The sequence below is a fragment of the Pseudomonas sp. ok272 genome (assembly GCF_900109995.1).
Classification (GTDB): Bacteria; Pseudomonadota; Gammaproteobacteria; order Pseudomonadales; family Pseudomonadaceae; genus Aquipseudomonas.
In genome coordinates, this window is record NZ_FOCB01000003.1 from 1 (window position 1) to 19598 (window position 19598).

Here is a 19598-nt window from a genome sequence, read left to right on the forward strand (position 1 = left end):
ACTACCGTGGGAGCGGGCTTGCTCGCGAATGCAATCTGCCAGCCGACATCAATGTTGACTGACCCGACGCCTTCGCGAGCAAGCCCGCTCCCACAAGGGGCTGTGTCGATCACATACACTGTGTTCACACCGGCCAACTGTAGGAGCGAGGCTTGCCCGCGAACCGGCCCGCATCCGCAACACAGAACGATCAGGCAACCTCACACCACCCGGCATCCCCAAGCACCTGCGCCCGACGCATAAACGACTGTGGGAGCGAGCCTGCTCGCGATAGCAGTGGCTCAGTCAACATCGATGTTGAATGGACCACCGCTATCGCGAGCAAGCTCGCTCCCACAGGGTGTTGGGGTTGACCACTAAAGCGTGGTCACCCCACTACTTGCCTTACGCCACTTCCGGTGCCTGGGCCCGGCGCACGTCCGGTTGTTTCCAGGAGTCGGCTGCGCTTTCTTCGATGGCTTGCTGGATCGCGCGCTTGCGGTTTTCTTCAGCGCGACGGCTGAAGAACCAGACGAGGAAGGTCACGATCGACACCGCCAGCAGGATCAGGCTGGCCACGGCGTTGATCTCAGGCTTCACACCCAGGCGCACCGCCGAGAACACTTCCATCGGCAAGGTCGTGGAGCCCGGGCCCGACACGAAGCTGGCCAGTACCAGGTCATCCAGCGACAGGGCGAACGACATCATGCCGCCCGCGGCCAGCGACGGCGCGATCATCGGGATGGTGATCAGGAAGAACACCTTCCACGGCCGTGCACCGAGGTCCATGGCCGCCTCTTCGATGGACAGGTCCAGTTCACGCAAGCGCGCCGACACCACCACCGCCACATAGGCGGCGCAGAACGTGGTGTGGGCGATCCAGATGGTCACCAGACCGCGTTCCTGCGGCCAGCCGATCATCTGCGCCATGGCCACGAACAGCAGCAACAGCGACAGACCGGTGATCACTTCGGGCATCACCAAGGGTGCCGTCACCAGGCCGCCGAACAGCGTGCGGCCCTTGAAGTGGGTCACGCGGGTCAGGACGAACGCCGCCAGGGTGCCCAGCGCCACCGCGGCAATCGCGGTGTAGCAGGCGATTTCCAGGGAGCGCACCACCGAGCCCATCAGTTGGGTGTTGTCCAGCAGGCCCACGTACCACTTGATCGACCAACCGCCCCACACCGTCACCAGCTTGGAGGCGTTGAACGAGTAGATCACCAGGATCAGCATCGGCAGGTAGATGAACAACAGGCCCACTACCAGCATCAGGCTGGAGAAACGGAAGCGTTTCATTCTTTACCCTCCATTTCCTTGGCCTGACTGCGGTTGAACAGGATGATCGGCACAATCAGGATCGCCAGCATCACCACCGCCAGCGCGGACGCCACCGGCCAGTCACGGTTGTTGAAGAACTCTTGCCACAGCACTTTACCGATCATCAGGGTTTCCGGACCACCCAGCAGTTCCGGGATCACGAACTCACCCACCACCGGGATGAACACCAGCATGCAGCCGGCGATGATGCCGTTCTTGGACAGTGGAATGGTGATCTTCCAGAAGCTGTTGAAGGTGCTCGAACCCAGGTCGGATGCGGCCTCCAGCAAGCTGTGATCGTGCTTCACCAGGTTGGCGTACAGCGGCAGGATCATGAACGGCAGGTACGAGTAGACGATGCCGATGTACACCGCCAGGTTGGTGTTGAGGATCTGCAGCGGCTCGTTGATAAAGCCCATCGACATCAGGAAGCCATTGAGCAGGCCGTTGTTGCTGAGGATGCCCATCCACGCATATACGCGGATCAGGATCGCGGTCCAGGTCGGCATCATGATCAGCAGCACCAGCACGGTCTGCATCTCTTTGCGTGCACTGGCGATGGCGTAGGCCATCGGGTAGCCGATCAGCAGGCAGAGGATGGTGCTGAAAAACGCCATCTTCAACGAGCCGAGGTAGGCGGCGATGTACAGCTCGTCGTCGCCCAGCATCGCGTAGTTGCTGAGGTTGAGCATCAGCTGCAGCTTCTGGTCGATGAAGCTGTAGATCTCGGTGTACGGCGGGATGGCCACGTCGGCTTCGGCGAAGCTGATCTTCAGGACGATGAAGAACGGCAGCATGAAGAACAGGAACAGCCAGATGAACGGGACCCCGATGACCACATGACGGCCACCGGGAATTATTCGACTGAGTTGGCGTTTGAGCTTGGCCATGTTCATGAGCGCAGTACCACGCCGCTGTCGTCTTCCCAGTACACGTAGACCTGGTCACCCCAGGTCGGACGCTGGCCGCGACGTTCGGCGTTGGCCACGAACGACTGCACCAGCTTGCCGCTTGGCAGTTCGACGTAGAACACCGAGTGACCGCCCAGGTAAGCGATGTCGTGCACCTTGCCGGTCGACCAGTTGTACTCGCAGGTCGGCATCTCGGCGGTGACCAGCAGTTTTTCCGGGCGAATGGCGTAGGTCACCGACTTGTCTTGCACCGAGGTACTGATGCCGTGGCCCACGTAGATCTGGCGATCCAGGTCCTTGCAGGTGATGGTCGCGTGGCCTTCGGCGTCGTCGATCACTTCGCCTTCGAAGATGTTGACGTTACCGATGAACTCGCAGACCAGGCGGCTGGTCGGGGTTTCGTAGATGTCGATCGGGCTGCCGATCTGGGCGATCCAGCCCAGGTGCATGATCGCGATGCGCTCGGCCATGGTCATGGCCTCTTCCTGGTCGTGGGTCACCATGACGCAGGTCACGCCGACGCGCTCGATGATCTCCACCAGCTCCAGTTGCATCTGCGAACGCAGCTTCTTGTCCAGGGCACCCATCGGCTCGTCGAGCAGCAGCAACTTCGGACGCTTGGCCAACGAACGCGCCAGGGCCACCCGCTGGCGCTGGCCACCGGACAACTGGTGCGGCTTGCGCTTGGCGTACTGGCTCATCTGTACCAGCTTGAGCATCTCGGTGACGCGCGCGTCGACTTCGGCCGTCGGGATCTTGTCCTGCTTGAGGCCGAAGGCAATGTTCTGCGCCACGGTCATGTGCGGGAACAGGGCATACGACTGGAACATCATGTTGATCGGCCGCTCGTACGGCGGCATGTCGGTGATGTCCACGCCGTCGAGGAAAATACGCCCCTCGGTCGGCCGCTCGAACCCGGCGAGCATGCGCAGCAAGGTCGACTTACCCGACCCCGAACCGCCGAGCAAGGCGAAGATTTCGCCTTTCTTGATTTCCAGGGACACATCGTCCACGGCAATCGTCTCGTCGAACTTTTTTGTGACCCGGTCGATTTTGACCAACACCTGTTTCGGTGTCTGGTCGCCCTCGAGGGCTTTCTTATAGGCGCCGGAGGCAACTGCCATTTACAAAACTCCCAACAAAATTTGCAGATCGCCCAATGCAGGCGAACCTTGGATAGTTTGAGCCTGTGTCACTGGTTACTTACCCGACTTGACCTTGGTCCAGCTACGGGTCATCAAGCGTTGGATATTGGGCGGCAACTCGACCGACACGTAGGTCTTGTCGAGGACTGCCTGTGGTGGATAGACCGACTCGTCTTCACGAATCGATTGCTCCATCAATGAGTCCGAACCGGGGTTCGGGTTGGCGTAGCCCACGTAGTCGCTGACCTGGGCAATCACTTCAGGCTTGAGCAAGTAGTTGATGAAGGCATGCGCCTCCTTGACGTTGCTCGAATCCTTGGGAATCGCCAGCATGTCGAACCACAGCGCACCGCCCTCTTTCGGGATCGCGTAGGCGATGTTCACGCCCTTGTCCGCTTCGGCGGCACGCGCCTTGGCCTGGAAAATGTCGCCCGAGAAGCCGATGGCCACGCAGATGTCGCCATTGGCCAGGTCGCCGATGTACTTGGAGGAGTGGAAGTAGGTCACGTAGGGCCGGACCTTGAGCAGCTTGGCCTCAGCCTTTTTGTAGTCCTCGGGGTTGGTGCTGTTGGCGTCCAAGCCCATGTAGTTGAGGACCGTGGGCATCATCTCGTCAGCCGAATCGAGGAACGCGACACCACAGCTGTGCAGCTTCTTGATGTTTTCCGGCTCGAACAGCACGCTCCAGGAATCGATCTTGTCGACGCCCAGCACGGCCTTGACCTTGTCGACGTTGTAGCCGATGCCGTTGGTGCCCCACAGGTACGGTACGGCGTACAGGTTGCCCGGGTCGTTCTGTTCCAGGCGCTTGAGCAGCACCGGGTCCAGGTTGGAATAGTTGGGCAACTGTGACTTGTCGAGCTTCTGGAACGCCCCGGCCTTGATCTGCTTGCCCAGGAAGTGGTTGGACGGCACGACCACGTCATAGCCGGTACGCCCGGCCAGCAACTTGCCTTCCAGGGTCTCGTTGGAGTCGAACACGTCATACACCGGCTTGATGCCAGTGGCTTTCTGGAAATCTGCCAGGGTGGTCTGACCGATGTAGTCCGACCAGTTATAAATATGCACGGTCTCGGCAGCTTGCACGCTCAAGGCGAGTGTCAGGCCAGCGCCGACCAGCATGGCGTTGCGAAACAAAGAAATTGGCACGTGGAGGTCCTCTTAAATAGTTGGGCCCAAGTTGCCCAGCGCTGCATGACAGCCATGGCTGCCCGGCAACAAAACCGGCGCGCAACTTACCCTCGAACAACCGATCCAGCAAAACTTTCTGTCATTTAATTGATCCTGATGCTGCCGCCCGGGAGGGTGACGGCATCAGGTCAGTGTCTCAAACCGGCTTATTTACCGGATTTGATCTTGGTCCAACTGCGGGTCATGATCCGCTGGGTCGCGGCCGGCAAGTCGGCAATCGCGTACAGCTTGGCCAGTACATCCGCCGGTGGATAAACGCCCGGGTCGCTGGTGATGTCTTTGTCGACCAGTGGGGTTGCAGCGGCGTTACCGTTCGGGAAGCGCACGGCGTTGGTAATCTCGGCCATGACTTCAGGCTTCTGCAGGAAGGTCATGAACTTGTAGGCGCCCTCGACGTTCTCGGCATCTTTAGGGATGGCGACCATGTCGTAGAAGCTGCCAGCACCTTCCTTGGGAATGTTGTAGCTGACTTTGACCTTGTCACCGGCTTCAGTCGCGCGGGACTTGGCCTGGTAGACATCGCCCGAGTAGCCGACTGCCACGCAGATGTTGCCGTTGGCCAGGTCGGAGATGTACTTGGAGGAGTGGAAGTAACCAATCGAAGGACGCACTTTCATGAACAGTGCTTCGGCTTCGGCCAATTGCTTTTTGTCCTGGCTATCGGTCGGATAACCCAGGTAGTGCAGCGCCACCGGAATCATCTCGGTTGGCGAGTCCAGTACGCTGATCCCGCACGACTTCAACTTGGCGGCATTTTCAGGCTTGAAGATCAGGTCCCAGGAGTTGGTCGGCGCATCGGCACCCAGCGCAGCCTTGACCTTCTCGGCGTTGAAGCCGAGACCAATCGAGCCCCACATGTACGGGAAAGCGTGCTCGTTGCCCGGGTCGCTGACCGAAACCGCCTTGAGCAGATCGGTGTTGAGGTTCTTCCAGTTCGGCAGCTTGGACCTGTCCAGCTTCTGGTAAACGCCGGCCTTGATCTGCTTGGCCAGGAAGTTGTTCGACGGCACGACGATGTCGTAGCCGGACTTGCCTGCCAGCAGCTTGGCTTCCAGGGTTTCGTTGCTGTCGAATACGTCGTACACCACCTTGATCCCCGACTCTTTCTCAAAGTTGGCGATGGTGTCCGGGGCAATATAGTCAGACCAGTTGTAGACGTGCAGGACCTTGTCATCGGCCTGAACCGCGCCAGCCATCAGGCCCATCATGGACATGGCAAGGAGGGTCTTGCCAGCGAGCGTTTTACCGAGTGCCTTCATGCGTAATGCTCCAAATATGCTTTTTTGAACCACGTGTTCAACGGCCCAAGCCTGGCAACGTGAACGGCGGCTAGTCTGGCAAGATCTATGTCGGTCTTTCAAGGAAAGGCCAAGTTTTCTGATTTGTCTGGGCGAAAATCCCTACGTTCGTAGCGAACCATGAACGTGCGCCCAGAGCCTAGCACTTAGCCTTGCAATGCACTCAGGGTCAGGTCCAGGCACTTACGCGCCTTGGTCACCAACTCGTCGATCTCTGCCGGTGTAATCACCAGTGGCGGAGAAATGATCATGGTGTCGCCCACCGCACGCATGATCAGCCCGTTGTCGAAGCAGAACTGCCGGCAGATCATGCCCGCCCCCTTGCCTTCGTAACGCTTGCGCGTGGCTTTGTCCTGCACCAGTTCGATGGCGCCCAACATCCCGACCCCACGAACTTCACCCACCAACGGGTGATCGTTGAGTTCACGCAAACGCTTCTGCAAATACGGTGCCGACTCTTCGTGAACACGCCCGATAATGTTCTCGTCGCGCATGATACGGATGTTTTCCAGTGCCACCGCTGCCGCCACCGGGTGCCCGGAGTAGGTAAAGCCGTGGTTGAAGTCACCGCCTTCGTTCAATACCGCGACCACTTCGTCACGCACGATCAGGCCACCCATCGGGATGTAGCCCGAGGTCAGGCCCTTGGCGATGGTCATCATGTCGGGCTTGAGGTCATAGAAGTCGCTACCGAACCACTCACCGGTACGACCGAAACCACAGATCACCTCGTCCGCGACGAACAGAATGTCGTACTTGGCGAGGATTTCCTTGATGCGCGGCCAGTAGCTGTCTGGCGGAACGATCACGCCACCGGCTCCCTGGATCGGCTCGGCTATAAAGGCGCCGACGTTGTCGACACCGATTTCAAGAATCTTTTGTTCCAACTGGTTGGCCGCCCAGACGCCGAATTCTTCCGGGGTCATGTCGCCGCCTTCACCGAACCAGTACGGCTGCGCGATGTGCACGATGCCCGGGATCGGCAAGTCGCCCTGTTCGTGCATGTAGGTCATGCCGCCCAGGCTGGCGCCGGCCACGGTCGAACCGTGGTAGCCGTTCTTGCGGCTGATGATGACTTTCTTGTTCGGCTGGCCCTTGATCGCCCAGTAGTGGCGAACCATCCGCAGCATGGTGTCGTTGCCTTCAGAGCCGGAACCGGTGAAGAACACGTGGTTCATGCCGGCTGGCGCGATGTCGGCGATGGCCTTGGCCAGCTCCAGCACCGGCGGGTGCGCGGTCTGGAAGAACAGGTTGTAGTACGGCAGCTCGCGCATCTGTTTGCTGGCGGCATCGGCCAGTTCATCGCGACCGTAACCGATCGCCACGCACCACAGGCCCGCCATGCCGTCGAGGATCTTGTTGCCTTCACTGTCCCACAGGTACACGCCCTTGGCGTGGGTGATGATCCGCGGACCCTTCTCCTTGAGCTGCTTGAAGTCACTGAACGGCGCCAGGTGGTGATCGTTGCTCAGGCTTTGCCATTCACGGGTTTGCGGGTTGTTGTTGCTCATAAAGTTCTCCTAGTGAGGTGAGAGTGCGGCGGTTCAGGCCGCACTCGGCGTGTCAGACCGCGAACAGCAGGAACTCGCGCTCCCACGAACTGATCACGCGCTTGAAGTTTTCATGCTCGGCCCGCTTGACCGCGACGTAGCCAGTGATGAATTTTTTGCCCAGGTACTTCTCGATGGTGGCGCTGTTTTCCATGCGCTCCAGTGCGTCTTCGATGGTCAACGGCAAGCGCAGGTTGCGCCGTTCGTAACCACGCCCAACCACCGGTGCGCTTGGATTGATGCCTTCGACCATGCCGATGTAACCGCAGAGCAGGCTCGCGGCAATCGCCAGGTACGGGTTGGCATCGGCCCCCGGCAGGCGGTTTTCCACCCGACGGTTTTGTGGCCCGGCATCCGGGACGCGCAGGCCCACGGTGCGGTTTTCTTCGCCCCACTCCACGTTCACCGGTGCCGAGGTGTCCGGCAGGAAGCGGCGGAACGAGTTGACGTTGGGTGCGAACAGCGGCAGCAGTTCGGGAATGAACTTCTGCAAGCCGCCGATGTGATGCAGGAACAGTTGGCTCATGGTCCCGTCTTCATTGGAGAAGACGTTCTTGCCGGTGTTGATGTCGATGATGCTCTGGTGCAGGTGCATGGCACTGCCCGGCTCGCCGGTCATTGGCTTGGCCATGAACGTGGCCGCCACGTCGTGCTTGAGCGCCGCTTCACGCATGGTGCGCTTGAACACCAGGATCTGGTCGGCCAGGGACAGCGCATCGCCATGACGGAAGTTGATTTCCATCTGCGCCGTGCCGTCTTCGTGGATCAGGGTGTCGAGGTCCAGCTCTTGCAGCTCGCACCAGTCGTAGACGTCTTCGAACAACGGGTCGAATTCGTTGGCCGCTTCAATGGAAAACGACTGGCGACCGATTTCCGGACGACCGGAGCGACCGATGGGCGGCTGCAGCGGATAGTCAGGGTCGTCGCTGCGCTTGGTCAGGTAGAACTCCATTTCCGGCGCCACGATCGGCTGCCAGCCCTTGTCGGAATAGAGTTTGAGTACCTTCTTGAGCACGTTGCGCGGCGACAGCTCGATGGGGTTGCCCTGTTTGTCGTAGGTGTCGTGGATCACCTGCGCCGTCGGCTCTATGGCCCACGGCACCAGGAACACCGCGTTTTCGTCCGGGCGGCAGATCATGTCGATGTCGGCCGGGTCGAGCAGTTCGTAATAGATGTCGTCTTCGACATAGTCGCCGGTCACGGTCTGCAACAACACGCTCTCGGGCAGGCGCATGCCTTTTTCGGCAATGAACTTGTTGGTCGGCGAGATCTTGCCCCGGGTGATCCCGGTCAAGTCGGCGATCATGCATTCGACTTCTGTGATCTTGTGGTCTTTCAACCAATCGGTGAGCTGGTCGAGGTTGTTACTCATAAATGCCTCTGGGCTTGGTTACCGGAGCGAAAGGGCTCAGGTGTTTGGACGCATCCGCGTCGCATGGTTTGCGCCTGGTCGGCGCATGGGCATTGGCATGTGAACGTGTTCGAGAATCCGGCCGTCCCTGCGCAATCAAAGCAATGGTCTTGCCTGCAAAGGCGCCACGGCGTGCAGAATCATGAGCACGGCCCGGCACACAGACAAGACTGTGCACCTTAAAAGGTTCTATATTGGTGGGGCAAACGGTAAACAGCCTGGCCGCCAGACCGTCAATAATATCGGGCAGGACGCGCTGTCCAGAAGGGAACGGGAGCATCGAAAACCGGCTCCTGGCCTCGGTGGCCATCGCGCGGACGTGCTGGTCGCCACTGATGTGATATGCATACAGACCGGCCTGGACTGGGCAGGCGGCGATGCCGATTAACGGCAGGCGATACATGAAACACCCCGGTATTATTGCTGTTATGGGTTTGATTCGAGCTTAGCCTTGTTCATTTTTTTACACAACACCCCCGTAAAAAATACAACACGGCCCGCTCAAGCTTGCGGACGGCAAGATGCCCAAAGGTGAAAAAACGCCCCAAACTGCCCCAAAAAAGCCCCAGCGGCGCTTTTTTAGGGCAAAAAAGGCCTCGCTTGACTTCGGCAGGCCGTTCGGGTTGACTGGAATCCGAAAAGATCAATGATTGATATTTTTAACAACAAAGGTGTTGCATCATGTCGGTACCCCCGCGTGCCGTTCAGCTCAACGAAGCGAACGCGTTCCTTAAGGAACATCCTGAGGTTCTGTACGTTGACCTTCTGATTGCGGATATGAATGGTGTGGTGCGCGGCAAGCGCATCGAACGCACCAGCCTCCACAAGGTTTACGAGAAAGGCATCAACCTGCCGGCCTCCCTATTTGCCCTGGATATCAATGGTTCGACGGTGGAAAGCACCGGCCTGGGCCTGGACATCGGCGATGCTGACCGAATCTGCTATCCAATCCCCGACACCCTGTGCAATGAACCTTGGCAGAAGCGCCCTACCGCGCAACTGTTAATGACCATGCACGAACTTGAAGGTGAACCTTTCTTCGCCGACCCGCGCGAAGTCCTGCGACAAGTCGTGACCAAGTTCGATGAACTGGGCCTGACCATCTGCGCCGCATTCGAGCTTGAGTTCTACCTGATCGACCAGGAGAACGTGAATGGCCGGCCACAGCCTCCGCGCTCGCCGATCTCCGGCAAACGCCCGCACTCGACCCAGGTCTACCTGATCGACGACCTCGACGAATACGTCGACTGCCTCCAGGACATCCTGGAAGGTGCGAAAGAGCAAGGCATCCCGGCTGACGCCATCGTCAAGGAAAGTGCCCCGGCGCAGTTCGAAGTGAACCTGCACCACGTGGCCGACCCGATCAAGGCCTGCGACTACGCGGTACTGCTCAAGCGCCTGATCAAGAACATCGCCTACGACCATGAGATGGACACCACGTTCATGGCCAAGCCTTACCCAGGCCAGGCGGGCAATGGTCTGCACGTGCACATTTCGATCCTTGATAAAGACGGCAAGAACATTTTTGCCAGTGAGGATCCCGAGCAGAACGCCGCACTGCGTCACGCGATCGGCGGTGTGCTCGAGACCCTACCGGCGCAGATGGCTTTCCTCTGCCCGAACGTCAACTCCTACCGTCGTTTCGGTGCACAGTTCTACGTGCCGAATGCGCCGTGCTGGGGCTTGGACAACCGTACCGTTGCCGTGCGCGTACCGACCGGCTCCTCCGACGCGGTCCGCCTGGAACACCGCGTTGCCGGCGCCGACGCCAACCCGTACCTGCTGATGGCTTCGGTCCTGGCAGGTGTGCACCACGGCCTGGTCAACAAGATCGAGCCCGGCGCACCGGTCGAAGGCAACAGCTACGAGCAGAACGAGCAAAGCTTGCCGAACAACCTGCGTGATGCCCTGCGCGAGTTGGACGACAGCGAAGTCATGGCCAAGTACATCGACCCGAAATACATCGATATCTTCGTGGCCTGTAAAGAGAGCGAGCTGGAGGAGTTCGAACACTCCATCTCCGATCTTGAGTACAACTGGTACCTGCACACCGTGTAAGCGGATTGCAGCTTGAAAAAACGCCGTGGGCTGCCTCAGCCCACGGCGTTTTTTTATGGCCGCCTGCGGCGATTCGCGAGCAGGCTCGCCCCCACAGGGGAGTGCGCGTCAAATGTGGGAGCGAGCCTGCTCGCCAAAGCGCTCGACAAGACAACACCCAACCCGCCTCGTACAATGCCCGCTGCCTTGTAGGAGACACCGATGACCCGCCCCGCCACCCCACGCAAACCCCGCGCACGCAGTCAGGCCAGGATCGACTCGATCCTCGATGCCGCCCGCACGCTGCTGGCCGCCGAGGGCGTGGCTAGCCTGTCGATCTACAGCGTGGCAGAACGCGCCGAGATTCCGCCGTCGTCGGTCTATCACTTCTTCGCCAGTGTCCCGGCCCTGCTCGAAGCCTTGACCGCCGACGTCCACGCCGCGTTCCGCGCCTGCCTGCAAGCGCCCATCGATCCCCAGGCCCTCAACGGCTGGCGTGACCTGTCGCGGCTGGTGGAGCAACGCATGCTCGACATCTATGACGAAGACGCCGCCGCCCGCCAGTTGATCCTCGCCCAGCACGGCCTGACCGAAGTCACCCAGGCCGACCGCCAGCACGACATCGAGCTGGGCGACCTGATGCACACACTCTTCAACCAGCACTTCGAGCTGCCGACCCTGCCCAAGGATGTCGACGTGTTCGCTCTGGCCATGGAACTGGGCGATCGCGTCTACGCCCGTTCGGTGCAACAACACGGGCAGATCACCCCGCGCATGGCCGAGGAAGGGATGCGGGTGTTCGATGCTTACCTTGGGTTGTATTTGCCGCCGTATTTGCCCAAGCGCGCTCACTCAAGCTGACTCCTGCGGCGATCATGCGGGCCTCTTCGCGAGCAGGCTCGCTCCCACAAGGATCGTGGGTGAATACAGATTCTGCATCTAATCGGGACTCCTCGTGGGAGCGACCCCGCTCGCGAATGTCGCACCACCGAACTCACTGACTCACGCCCACAAAAAGCCCCGAAGGGCTCACGCCGTCCGGGGCGGTGTGGAACGCATCGATCACAACTTGGCGATCGACACCTCGGTGGACTTCACAAAGGCGATCACTTCACTGCCGACCGCCAGTTCCAGCTCTTTCACCGAGCGGGTAGTGATCACTGACGTGACGATACCGGAGGCGGTCTGCACGTCGATTTCCGACAGTACGTCACCGAGTACGATTTCCTTGATGGAGCCTTTGAATTGGTTGCGCACGTTGATGGCTTTAATGGTCATGGGTCGATTCCTGTCGTGGCGTTATTGAGCCCAGCGCAACTGCGTGGGCAGGGGTGAAACAGGTTCCGGCTCGGGCGGGATGCCCGGCAGGGACAGCACACGGTTGAGCACTTCGGTTTCCAGCGCCGCCAGTCGATGGGAGCCGCGTACCCGAGGGCGCGGCAGTTCGACGTGCAGGTCCAGGCCGATCTCGCCCTCTTCGATCAGCAACACCCGGTCGGCAATCGCCACCGCTTCGCTGACGTCGTGGGTCACCAGCAACACGGTGAAGCCATGCTGCTGCCACAGGCGTTCAATCAGTTGCTGCATTTCAATTCGGGTCAGGGCATCCAGCGCGCCCAGCGGTTCATCGAGCAACAGCAAGCGCGGCTTGTGGATCAGCGCCCGGGCCAGCGCCACCCGCTGCTTCTGTCCACCCGACAGGGCGGCCGGCCATTCATCGGCACGGTCGACCAGGCCCACTGCGTCCAGGGCCTCAAGCGCCTGTTGACGCCAATGGCCCTTGAGCCCGAGGCCCACGTTATCGATGACCTTTTTCCAGGGCAGCAGGCGCGCTTCCTGGAACATCAGGCGTGTATCTTCCCGGGCTTCACTCAATGGTGCCGAGCCGGCCAACAGCTCGCCGGCAGTGGGCTGATCGAGGCCGGCGAGCAAGCGCAGCAAGGTGCTCTTGCCGCAGCCGCTACGCCCCACCACCGCCACGAACTGCCCGGCCGGGATGTGCAGGTCGATTTCGCGCAGCACGTGCCGCGCCCCAAAGGTCTTTTGCAGCTTGCGTGACGCCAGCGGGATCCCGCGCAGCAGGCGCGGCGGTTGTTGAGCGGTCATGCGGCACCTGCCTTGGTCACTTGATAGGCCGGATGCCAGCGCAACCACACCCGCTCAAGCCCACGGGCCGCGAGGTCCGCCAACTTGCCCAGCACGGCGTACAGCACAATCGCCAGCACCACCACGTCGGTCTGCAGGAACTCCCGGGCGTTCATCGCCAGGTAGCCGATGCCGGAGCTGGCGGAGATGGTTTCGGCGACGATCAGCGTCAACCACATGAAGCCCAGGGCAAAGCGCACGCCGACCAGAATCGAAGGCAGCGCACCGGGCAGGATCACCTGGCGGAACAGGCTGAACCCGCTCAAGCCATAACTGCGCGCCATCTCCACCAAGGCCGGGTCGACATTACGAATGCCGTGGTAGGTGTTCAGGTAGATCGGGAACAGCGTGCCCAGCGCCACCAGGAAAATCTTCGCCGACTCATCGATGCCAAACCACAGGATCACCAGCGGGATCAGCGCCAGGTGCGGCACGTTGCGAATCATCTGCACCGAGCTGTCGAGCAGGCGTTCGCCCCACGTCGACAGGCCGGTGATGAAGCCCAGCGCCAGGCCGATGCCGCCACCGATGACAAAGCCGACACCGGCGCGCCAACCGCTGATGGCCAGGTGTTTCCAGATGTCGCCGCTGCGCACCAGCTGCACACCCGCTTCGATCACCGCGCTGGGGGCCGGCAGGATGCGTGTCGACAACCAGCCCGCCGACACCGAGAGCTGCCACACCGCCAGCAACAACACCGGCAAGGCCCAGGGCGCGAGGTTGTGGATAAGCGTTTGCTTGTTCATGGCGCGCCTCAGCTCTGGGACGCAGCTTTGGGAAGGATGTCGTTGGCCACCATCTCACCGAACGGGCTGACGTAACCGGCGCCCTTGGGCAACTCGGGACGCTCCACGTCCAGGTGGGGAAACAGCAGCTCGGCGACGCGGTACGATTCTTCCAGGTGCGGGTAGCCGGAGAAAATGAAGGTGTCGATGCCCAGGGCCGCGTACTCCTTGACCCGCTCGGCCACGGTCGGGCCGTCGCCCACCAGCGCCGTGCCCGCACCGCCGCGCACCAGCCCGACGCCGGCCCACAGGTTGGGGCTGACTTCGAGGTTGTCGCGGCGCCCGCCATGCAAGGCGGCCATGCGTTGCTGGCCCACCGAGTCAAAGCGCGCCAGGGACGCCTGGGCCCGGGCAATGGTGTCGTCGTCCAGGTGCGAGATCAACCGGTCCGCCGCCGCCCAGGCTTCGGCGTTGGTCTCACGCACGATCACGTGCAGGCGGATGCCAAATCGCACGGTGCGGCCCAGCTTCGCGGCCTTGGCCCGCACCTGCGCGATCTTCTCGGCCACCGCCGCCGGCGGCTCGCCCCAGGTCAGCACCATCTCCACCTGTTCGGCAGCCAGGTCTTGCGCCGCGTCCGAGGAACCACCGAAGTACAGCGGCGGACGCGGTTGCTGGATCGGTGGATAGAGCAACTTGGCACCCTTCACACTGATGTGCTGGCCGTCGTAGTCCACCGTCTCGCCTTCCAGCACCCGCCGCCAGATCCGGGTGAACTCCACCGAGGCCTGATAGCGTTCTTCGTGGCTCAGGAACAAGCCATCGCCGGCCAGTTCTTCCGGGTCACCCCCGGTCACCAGGTTGAACAGCGCACGACCACCCGACAAACGATCCAGGGTCGCCGCCTGGCGCGCCGCCACCGTCGGGGAAATGATCCCGGGGCGCAGGGCAACCAGAAACTTCAGGCGCTGGGTCACCGGGATCAGCGACGCGGCCACCAGCCACGAGTCCTCGCAGGAGCGTCCGGTGGGGATCAGCACCCCGCCAAAGCCCAAACGATCCGCCGCCTGGGCGACTTGTTGCAGGTAGCCATGGTCAACGGCGCGGGCACCTTCGGCGGTGCCAAGGTAATGGCCGTCGCCGTGGGTGGGCAGGAACCAGAAAATATTGAGGCTCATGGAGTGGTCTCCTTGGGGGATCGAATTAGGGCGCAGTGGCAACGGTGGCCGGCGGGGTCCAGATCACGTCTTTGATGCTCAGCGGCGTGGGGATCAACTTGAGCTGGTAGAAGCTGTCGGCGATTTTCTGCTGCGCCGCGACCACTTGCGGGGTCAGGAAGTGCGCGCCGTAGCCTTGGCGCTTCACCGAGGCCAGGGTGATGTCGGCGGGCAGGCCGAGCAGCGGCGCCACCTGCTGGGTCACCTCTTGCGGGTTGGCCTTGGACCACTCGCCGACGTCACGCACCTGATCGATCAGGGTCTTGATCACGGCCGGGTGTTGTTGCGCATACGGCCGGGTGGCCAGGTAGAACTGATGGTTGTCGGCCAGGCCTGTGGCGTCACGCAGGGTGCGGGCTTGCAGTTGCTGTTCGGCGGCCGCCTGGTACGGGTCCCAGATCACCCAGGCGTCGACGCTGCCGCGCTCGAACGCCGCACGGGCATCGGCCGGAGGCAGGAATACGGTTTGAATGTCGCTGTACGTGAGGCCGGCGTCTTCCAGGGCGCGCACCAGCAGGTAGTGCACGTTCGAGCCCTTGTTGAGCACGACCTTCTTGCCCTTGAGGTCGTGCACCGATTGGATCGGCGAATCTTTAGGCACCAGGATCGCTTCGCTTTGCGGCGCGGGCGGTTCGTAGGCGACGTAGACCAGGTCAGCGCCAGCGGCCTGGGCAAACACCGGCGGGGTTTCGCCGGTCACGCCGAAGTCGATGGAGCCGACGTTCAGCCCTTCGAGCAGTTGCGGACCACCGGGGAACTCGGTCCATTGCACGTCGACGCCTTGGGCGGCGAGGCTTTTTTCCAGGGTGCCTTTGGCTTTGAGCAGCACCAGGGTGCCGTACTTTTGATAGCCGATTCGCAAGGTCTCGGCCTGGGCTTGAGTAGTGGCGCCGAAGGACACAGCCGCAACAAACAGAGCGACCAGACCGCGACGCAAAATGACAGGGCGCATGGCGCTCTCCTATTTGCAGTGGGGTTGTGGCTGCACCTGCTAAGCCGTTAGCGGCTGAGTAAGGCCAGTTTTCAAACTAAAAAATACGTTAAATGCTCCAGCGAGCACTCAACAAACGGTCATTCAACCACTGTGGATCAAGTGGCTTGGGATGACGGGCCATGGCGCTGAAAAACTGCTCCAGGGCCTCGCTCAAGCGTTGCGCCAACTCCGGCGCCAACCTGGCCGGGACGCTGCCTTCGCCGTAGGCGATCTGCGCGTCTTCGGCAAAGATCCCCTGGAGCATTTCCTGGGCCTTGAGCGCCGACAGCACCGGCTTGAGCGCGTAGTCCACCGCCAGCATGTGGGCGATGCTGCCACCCGTGGCCATCGGCAGGACTACCTTGTGGCTCAGGGCACGTTCGGGCAGCAGGTCCAGCACGGTTTTCAGCGCGCCGGAGAACGATGCTTTGTAGACCGGCGTGGCGATCAACAGGCCATCGGCGTTTTCAATCTGTTGCAGCAGGTCAATGACCTTCGGGCTGTCGAAGCGTGCATGCAGCAAGTCCTCGGCCGGGAAGTCCCGCACCTGGTAACTCACCACTTCCACCCCGTGTTGTTGCAACCAGCGTTGGCAGCGATCCAGCAGCACCCCGGAACGGGAGCGTTGGCTGGGGCTGCCTCCGAGAGAGACGACCAGCATGGCGTGATTCCTTGCGTGTTGTTAGCGATTCGTGGCTTGCGATCTCGCGGTACTGGAAGTGACCTTAACAGGCGATTTATATATCCATAAATCATATTTATTCATTTGGTTATTCGCTATAGATATATAAGAAAGCATTTCTTCCGCGCATAAAAAAAGGCCGTCGAAACGGCCTAAAAACCCCTGCTTTGAGGATTGGGTGCACCCTGAGCCCTGTGCTGATCGGTGTGGCGCCTTCGCGGGCAAGCCTCGCTCCTTGGTAACAATCGCGTGAACGACCCGAACGGTAGGAGCGAGGCTTGCCCTAATGCCAGTCAGTTAAGCGAAAACCACGTGGGAGCGAGCCTGCTCGCGATAGCAGTAGGTCAGTCAACGGAGATGTTGGCTGTGTTGCCGTCTTCGCGAGCAGGCTCGCTCCCACAGGTTTGGCGCCTTAACTGACTGGCATTAAGGCTTGCCCGCGAAGACAATTTCAGCCACAGCATAACGGCCCATGGTTCACTTGTTCGGCTGCGGCGTCAGGCGCAGGTACGGCTTCACCGCGCGGTAGCCCTTGGGAAAGCGCCGGTTGATCTCGTCTTCATCCTTGAGCGACGGCACGATCACCACGTCGTCACCGTCCTGCCAGTTGGCCGGCGTGGCCACCTTGTAGGTGTCGGTCAGTTGCAGTGAATCGATCACCCGCAGGATCTCGTGGAAGTTACGCCCGGTGCTGGCCGGATAGGTGATGGTCAGGCGAATCTTCTTGTTCGGGTCGATCACGAACAGCGAGCGCACCGTCAGCGTGTCATTGGCATTGGGGTGGATCAGGTCGTACAGGTCGGACACCTTGCGGTCGGCATCGGCGAGGATCGGGAAGTTGACCTGGGTGTCCTGGGTTTCGTTGATGTCTTCGATCCACTTGTGGTGCGAGTCCACCGGGTCCACCGACAGGGCAATGGCCTTGACCCCGCGCTGGGCGAACTGGTCCTTGAGCTTGGCGGTAAAGCCCAACTCCGTGGTGCACACCGGGGTGAAGTCCGCCGGGTGGGAGAACAGCACGCCCCAGCTATCGCCCAGCCACTCGTGAAAACGAAGGGTGCCGGCGCTGGAATCCTGTTCGAAGTCGGGGGCGATGTCGCCAAGTCTGAGGCTCATGGTGCTGCTCCTGGTGAGTGCGTGATGAGCCTTACTGTGCCTAGGGTTAGCAGTTATTAAAAAGAATAAATATCTATTTTATTAGATCAAAATTGAATATTAAAAATCTGTTCACTGGACCCACGAACCCACAGCGCACACCCTGTACCCAAGGTTCGAGAAGGCCTTGAGTTGTCGCAACAAAGAGGGAAATGGAAGGAACACCTGCGGGGGTGGGTTTTCCTTCCGGCAATAAAAAACCCCGCCCGGCGCAATGCCTGGCGGGGCTTTCAGTTCAACTGACGCGAGCGCTGTTACAACAGCGGGATCGAGTAGCTGACGATCAGGCGGTTTTCATCCTGGTCGCGTTGACCTGGGATGTCGTTGCGCCACATGGCGTTTTTCCAGGTCAGGCCCAGGTTTTTCAGCGGGCCCTCAGGAATCACGTAAGCCACGGTCAGGTCACGTTCCCACTCGGTATTGCCACTGCCGTTTTCTTTCTTGTCGTTGCCAACGGTGTCGATGTTGTTACCGCGCAGGTAAACGACACCGGCGGTCAGGCCTGGCGCGCCCAGCTTGGCGAAGTCGTAGGAATAGCGACCCTGCCAGGTGCGTTCGCCAGCGCGACCGAATTTGGTAATCTGCATGTCAGTAGTCAGGTAAGCCGACGAACCATCACCCTGGTTCAGCCAAGGGAAGTCGCTGTCGCCGTTGCTGACTTGGTAACCGCCACCGAAGGTGTGACCAGAAACGGTGTACAGGAACAGGCCGCTGAACAGGTTGTTATCAACCGGCCCCTTGCCGCTAACGTTGCCGACGTAGTTGCCGTTGCTGAAGTAGCTCGTGTTCGAACCATTGGCGCCGTCATCGGTGCTGTGGAAGTAACGGAAGTCAGACTTCAGCACACCAGGACCGATGGACCAGTTGTGCACCAGCCCCAGGAAGTTCTGCTTGTAGAAGTCTTCCAGGTTGCCGTAGTAGTACTGGGCCGTCAGGTCCTTGGTGATCTTGTAGTCACCACCGGCGTAGTAGAACTTGTTGCTGTTGGCCACACGGGCGGTTGCACCACCAACGGAGAGGTTCTCATTGTTGCTGGAGTTACGACCTTTCGCTTGCTCGATCTGACCACCGATCAGGGTCAGGTCTTTGATGTCGTTCGAGGTGATCTGGCCGCCCTGGAACGTTTGCGGCAGCAGGCGACCATCGTTGGTCACGATCACCGGCAGTTTTGGCTGCAGGGTGCCGAGCTTCAGTTCGGTCTGGGAGATCTTGGCCTTGGCCGTCAGACCCAGGCTGGAGAAGTTATCTTCTGCGTCGCCGTTGGACTTGCTTGGGAACACGGTGCCGCCGTAAGACTTGGAGTTAGCCGCGCCGTTGGTGCCGCCGCCGGAATCCAGCTTCACGCCCAGCAAACCGATGGCATCAATACCAAAACCTACGGTGCCCTGGGTGTAACCGGAGATGAAACGCAGGTCGAAGCCTTGGCCCCATTCTTCGTTCTTGCTCTGTACCCCATTCTTAACGTTCGCCGCACTGCCTGCTTCGCTGTCGCGGTTATCCGTGTTGATGTAGAAGTTACGCAGGCTCAGGGTGGCCTTGCTGTCTTCGATAAAACCGGCAGCGCCGGCCTGCTGGGCGACAACCCCCAGGGCCACAGCCAGGGCCAGGTTGGACTTGTTCATGTATCACTCCTCTCGTTTCTAATTTTTGTGTCTTTGGTCCAGGGTCTAACGCCCCGGTTCCAACGTTGCGCGATTAGCGCCAGACCGTGACCGACAAGTCAATCGTAACAAGTCGTGTCTACGACCATGGTCTAACCACATGATTGGTTTGTTCAGGTTAATGAGTTTTCCATAAACCCAAAAAGAATTATTTCTTAGATTTTAATGCTGTTATGGAATATAGAATTCCACACGAGCCGG

General features: G+C 60.3%; 18 protein-coding genes. 2 read left to right on the forward strand and 16 right to left on the reverse strand.

Annotation, left to right across the window (positions count from 1 at the left end; genetic code table 11):
* Positions 1 to 384: 384 nt before the first annotated feature.
* The 8 genes from BMW74_RS05630 to BMW74_RS24640 form a co-directional block, all read right to left on the reverse strand.
* The gene (locus BMW74_RS05630; RefSeq protein ID WP_093414876.1) at positions 385 to 1275 is read right to left on the reverse strand and encodes an ABC transporter permease subunit; all 891 of its coding nucleotides are present in this window, start codon (positions 1273 to 1275) and stop codon (positions 385 to 387) included.
* Positions 1272 to 2153 (reverse strand): ABC transporter permease subunit, encoded by an 882-nt coding sequence (locus tag BMW74_RS05635; RefSeq protein ID WP_175479167.1) that lies wholly within the window; start codon positions 2151 to 2153, stop codon positions 1272 to 1274. The genes BMW74_RS05630 and BMW74_RS05635 overlap by 4 nt, the downstream gene beginning before the upstream one ends.
* 35 nt (positions 2154 to 2188) lie before the next feature.
* A complete protein-coding gene (locus BMW74_RS05640; RefSeq protein ID WP_093414880.1) occupies positions 2189 to 3331 on the reverse strand; it encodes an ABC transporter ATP-binding protein in 1143 nt (380 codons plus the stop codon).
* Between the two features lie 75 nt (positions 3332 to 3406).
* Positions 3407 to 4501 carry a polyamine ABC transporter substrate-binding protein gene (locus BMW74_RS05645; protein WP_093414883.1) on the reverse strand — a complete coding sequence of 365 codons (1095 nt, stop codon included), beginning with the start codon at positions 4499 to 4501 and terminating at the stop codon, positions 3407 to 3409.
* A gap of 188 nt (positions 4502 to 4689) precedes the next feature.
* On the reverse strand, positions 4690 to 5802 hold the full coding sequence (locus BMW74_RS05650; protein WP_093414886.1) for a polyamine ABC transporter substrate-binding protein: 1113 nt from the start codon (positions 5800 to 5802) through the stop codon (positions 4690 to 4692).
* A gap of 185 nt (positions 5803 to 5987) precedes the next feature.
* Positions 5988 to 7352, reverse strand: coding sequence for an aspartate aminotransferase family protein (locus tag BMW74_RS05655; protein ID WP_093414890.1), 1365 nt, complete (start codon positions 7350 to 7352; stop codon positions 5988 to 5990).
* Between the two features lie 52 nt (positions 7353 to 7404).
* On the reverse strand, positions 7405 to 8763 hold the full coding sequence (locus BMW74_RS05660; RefSeq protein ID WP_093414893.1) for a glutamine synthetase family protein: 1359 nt from the start codon (positions 8761 to 8763) through the stop codon (positions 7405 to 7407).
* Positions 8756 to 9205 (reverse strand): glutamine amidotransferase, encoded by a 450-nt coding sequence (locus tag BMW74_RS24640; RefSeq protein WP_139208372.1) that lies wholly within the window; start codon positions 9203 to 9205, stop codon positions 8756 to 8758. The genes BMW74_RS05660 and BMW74_RS24640 overlap by 8 nt, the downstream gene beginning before the upstream one ends.
* 278 nt (positions 9206 to 9483) lie before the next feature.
* On the opposite strand from BMW74_RS24640, the gene BMW74_RS05670 reads away from it, so the two are divergent.
* Complete coding sequence (locus BMW74_RS05670) at positions 9484 to 10860, forward strand: glutamine synthetase family protein (RefSeq protein ID WP_093414899.1); 1377 nt, start codon at positions 9484 to 9486, stop codon at positions 10858 to 10860.
* A 201-nt stretch (positions 10861 to 11061) separates the two neighbouring features.
* Positions 11062 to 11700: a TetR/AcrR family transcriptional regulator gene (locus BMW74_RS05675; protein ID WP_093414901.1), complete on the forward strand. Its 639-nt coding sequence runs from the start codon at positions 11062 to 11064 to the stop codon at positions 11698 to 11700.
* A 201-nt stretch (positions 11701 to 11901) separates the two neighbouring features.
* Here the strand turns inward: BMW74_RS05675 and BMW74_RS05680 are convergent, their stop codons facing one another.
* From BMW74_RS05680 to BMW74_RS05715, 8 genes are all read right to left on the reverse strand, one after another.
* The gene (locus BMW74_RS05680) at positions 11902 to 12117 is read right to left on the reverse strand and encodes a TOBE domain-containing protein (RefSeq protein ID WP_007967989.1); all 216 of its coding nucleotides are present in this window, start codon (positions 12115 to 12117) and stop codon (positions 11902 to 11904) included.
* A 21-nt stretch (positions 12118 to 12138) separates the two neighbouring features.
* Positions 12139 to 12945, reverse strand: coding sequence for an aliphatic sulfonates ABC transporter ATP-binding protein (ssuB, locus tag BMW74_RS05685; protein WP_093414903.1), 807 nt, complete (start codon positions 12943 to 12945; stop codon positions 12139 to 12141).
* The gene (ssuC, locus tag BMW74_RS05690) at positions 12942 to 13730 is read right to left on the reverse strand and encodes an aliphatic sulfonate ABC transporter permease SsuC (protein WP_093414905.1); all 789 of its coding nucleotides are present in this window, start codon (positions 13728 to 13730) and stop codon (positions 12942 to 12944) included. Before ssuC ends, ssuB begins: the two co-directional genes overlap by 4 nt.
* A gap of 8 nt (positions 13731 to 13738) precedes the next feature.
* Positions 13739 to 14887, reverse strand: a complete 1149-nt coding sequence (ssuD, locus tag BMW74_RS05695) for an FMNH2-dependent alkanesulfonate monooxygenase (RefSeq protein WP_093414907.1) — start codon at positions 14885 to 14887, stop codon at positions 13739 to 13741.
* Positions 14888 to 14912: 25 nt separating this feature from the next.
* Positions 14913 to 15878: a sulfonate ABC transporter substrate-binding protein gene (locus BMW74_RS05700; protein WP_093414910.1), complete on the reverse strand. Its 966-nt coding sequence runs from the start codon at positions 15876 to 15878 to the stop codon at positions 14913 to 14915.
* Positions 15879 to 15966: 88 nt separating this feature from the next.
* Complete coding sequence (gene ssuE / locus BMW74_RS05705; RefSeq protein WP_093414913.1) at positions 15967 to 16560, reverse strand: NADPH-dependent FMN reductase; 594 nt, start codon at positions 16558 to 16560, stop codon at positions 15967 to 15969.
* Between the two features lie 498 nt (positions 16561 to 17058).
* A complete protein-coding gene (locus tag BMW74_RS05710; protein ID WP_093414915.1) occupies positions 17059 to 17697 on the reverse strand; it encodes a peroxiredoxin in 639 nt (212 codons plus the stop codon).
* A 293-nt stretch (positions 17698 to 17990) separates the two neighbouring features.
* Positions 17991 to 19358: an OprD family porin gene (locus tag BMW74_RS05715; protein WP_093414918.1), complete on the reverse strand. Its 1368-nt coding sequence runs from the start codon at positions 19356 to 19358 to the stop codon at positions 17991 to 17993.
* Positions 19359 to 19598 lie beyond the last annotated feature (240 nt).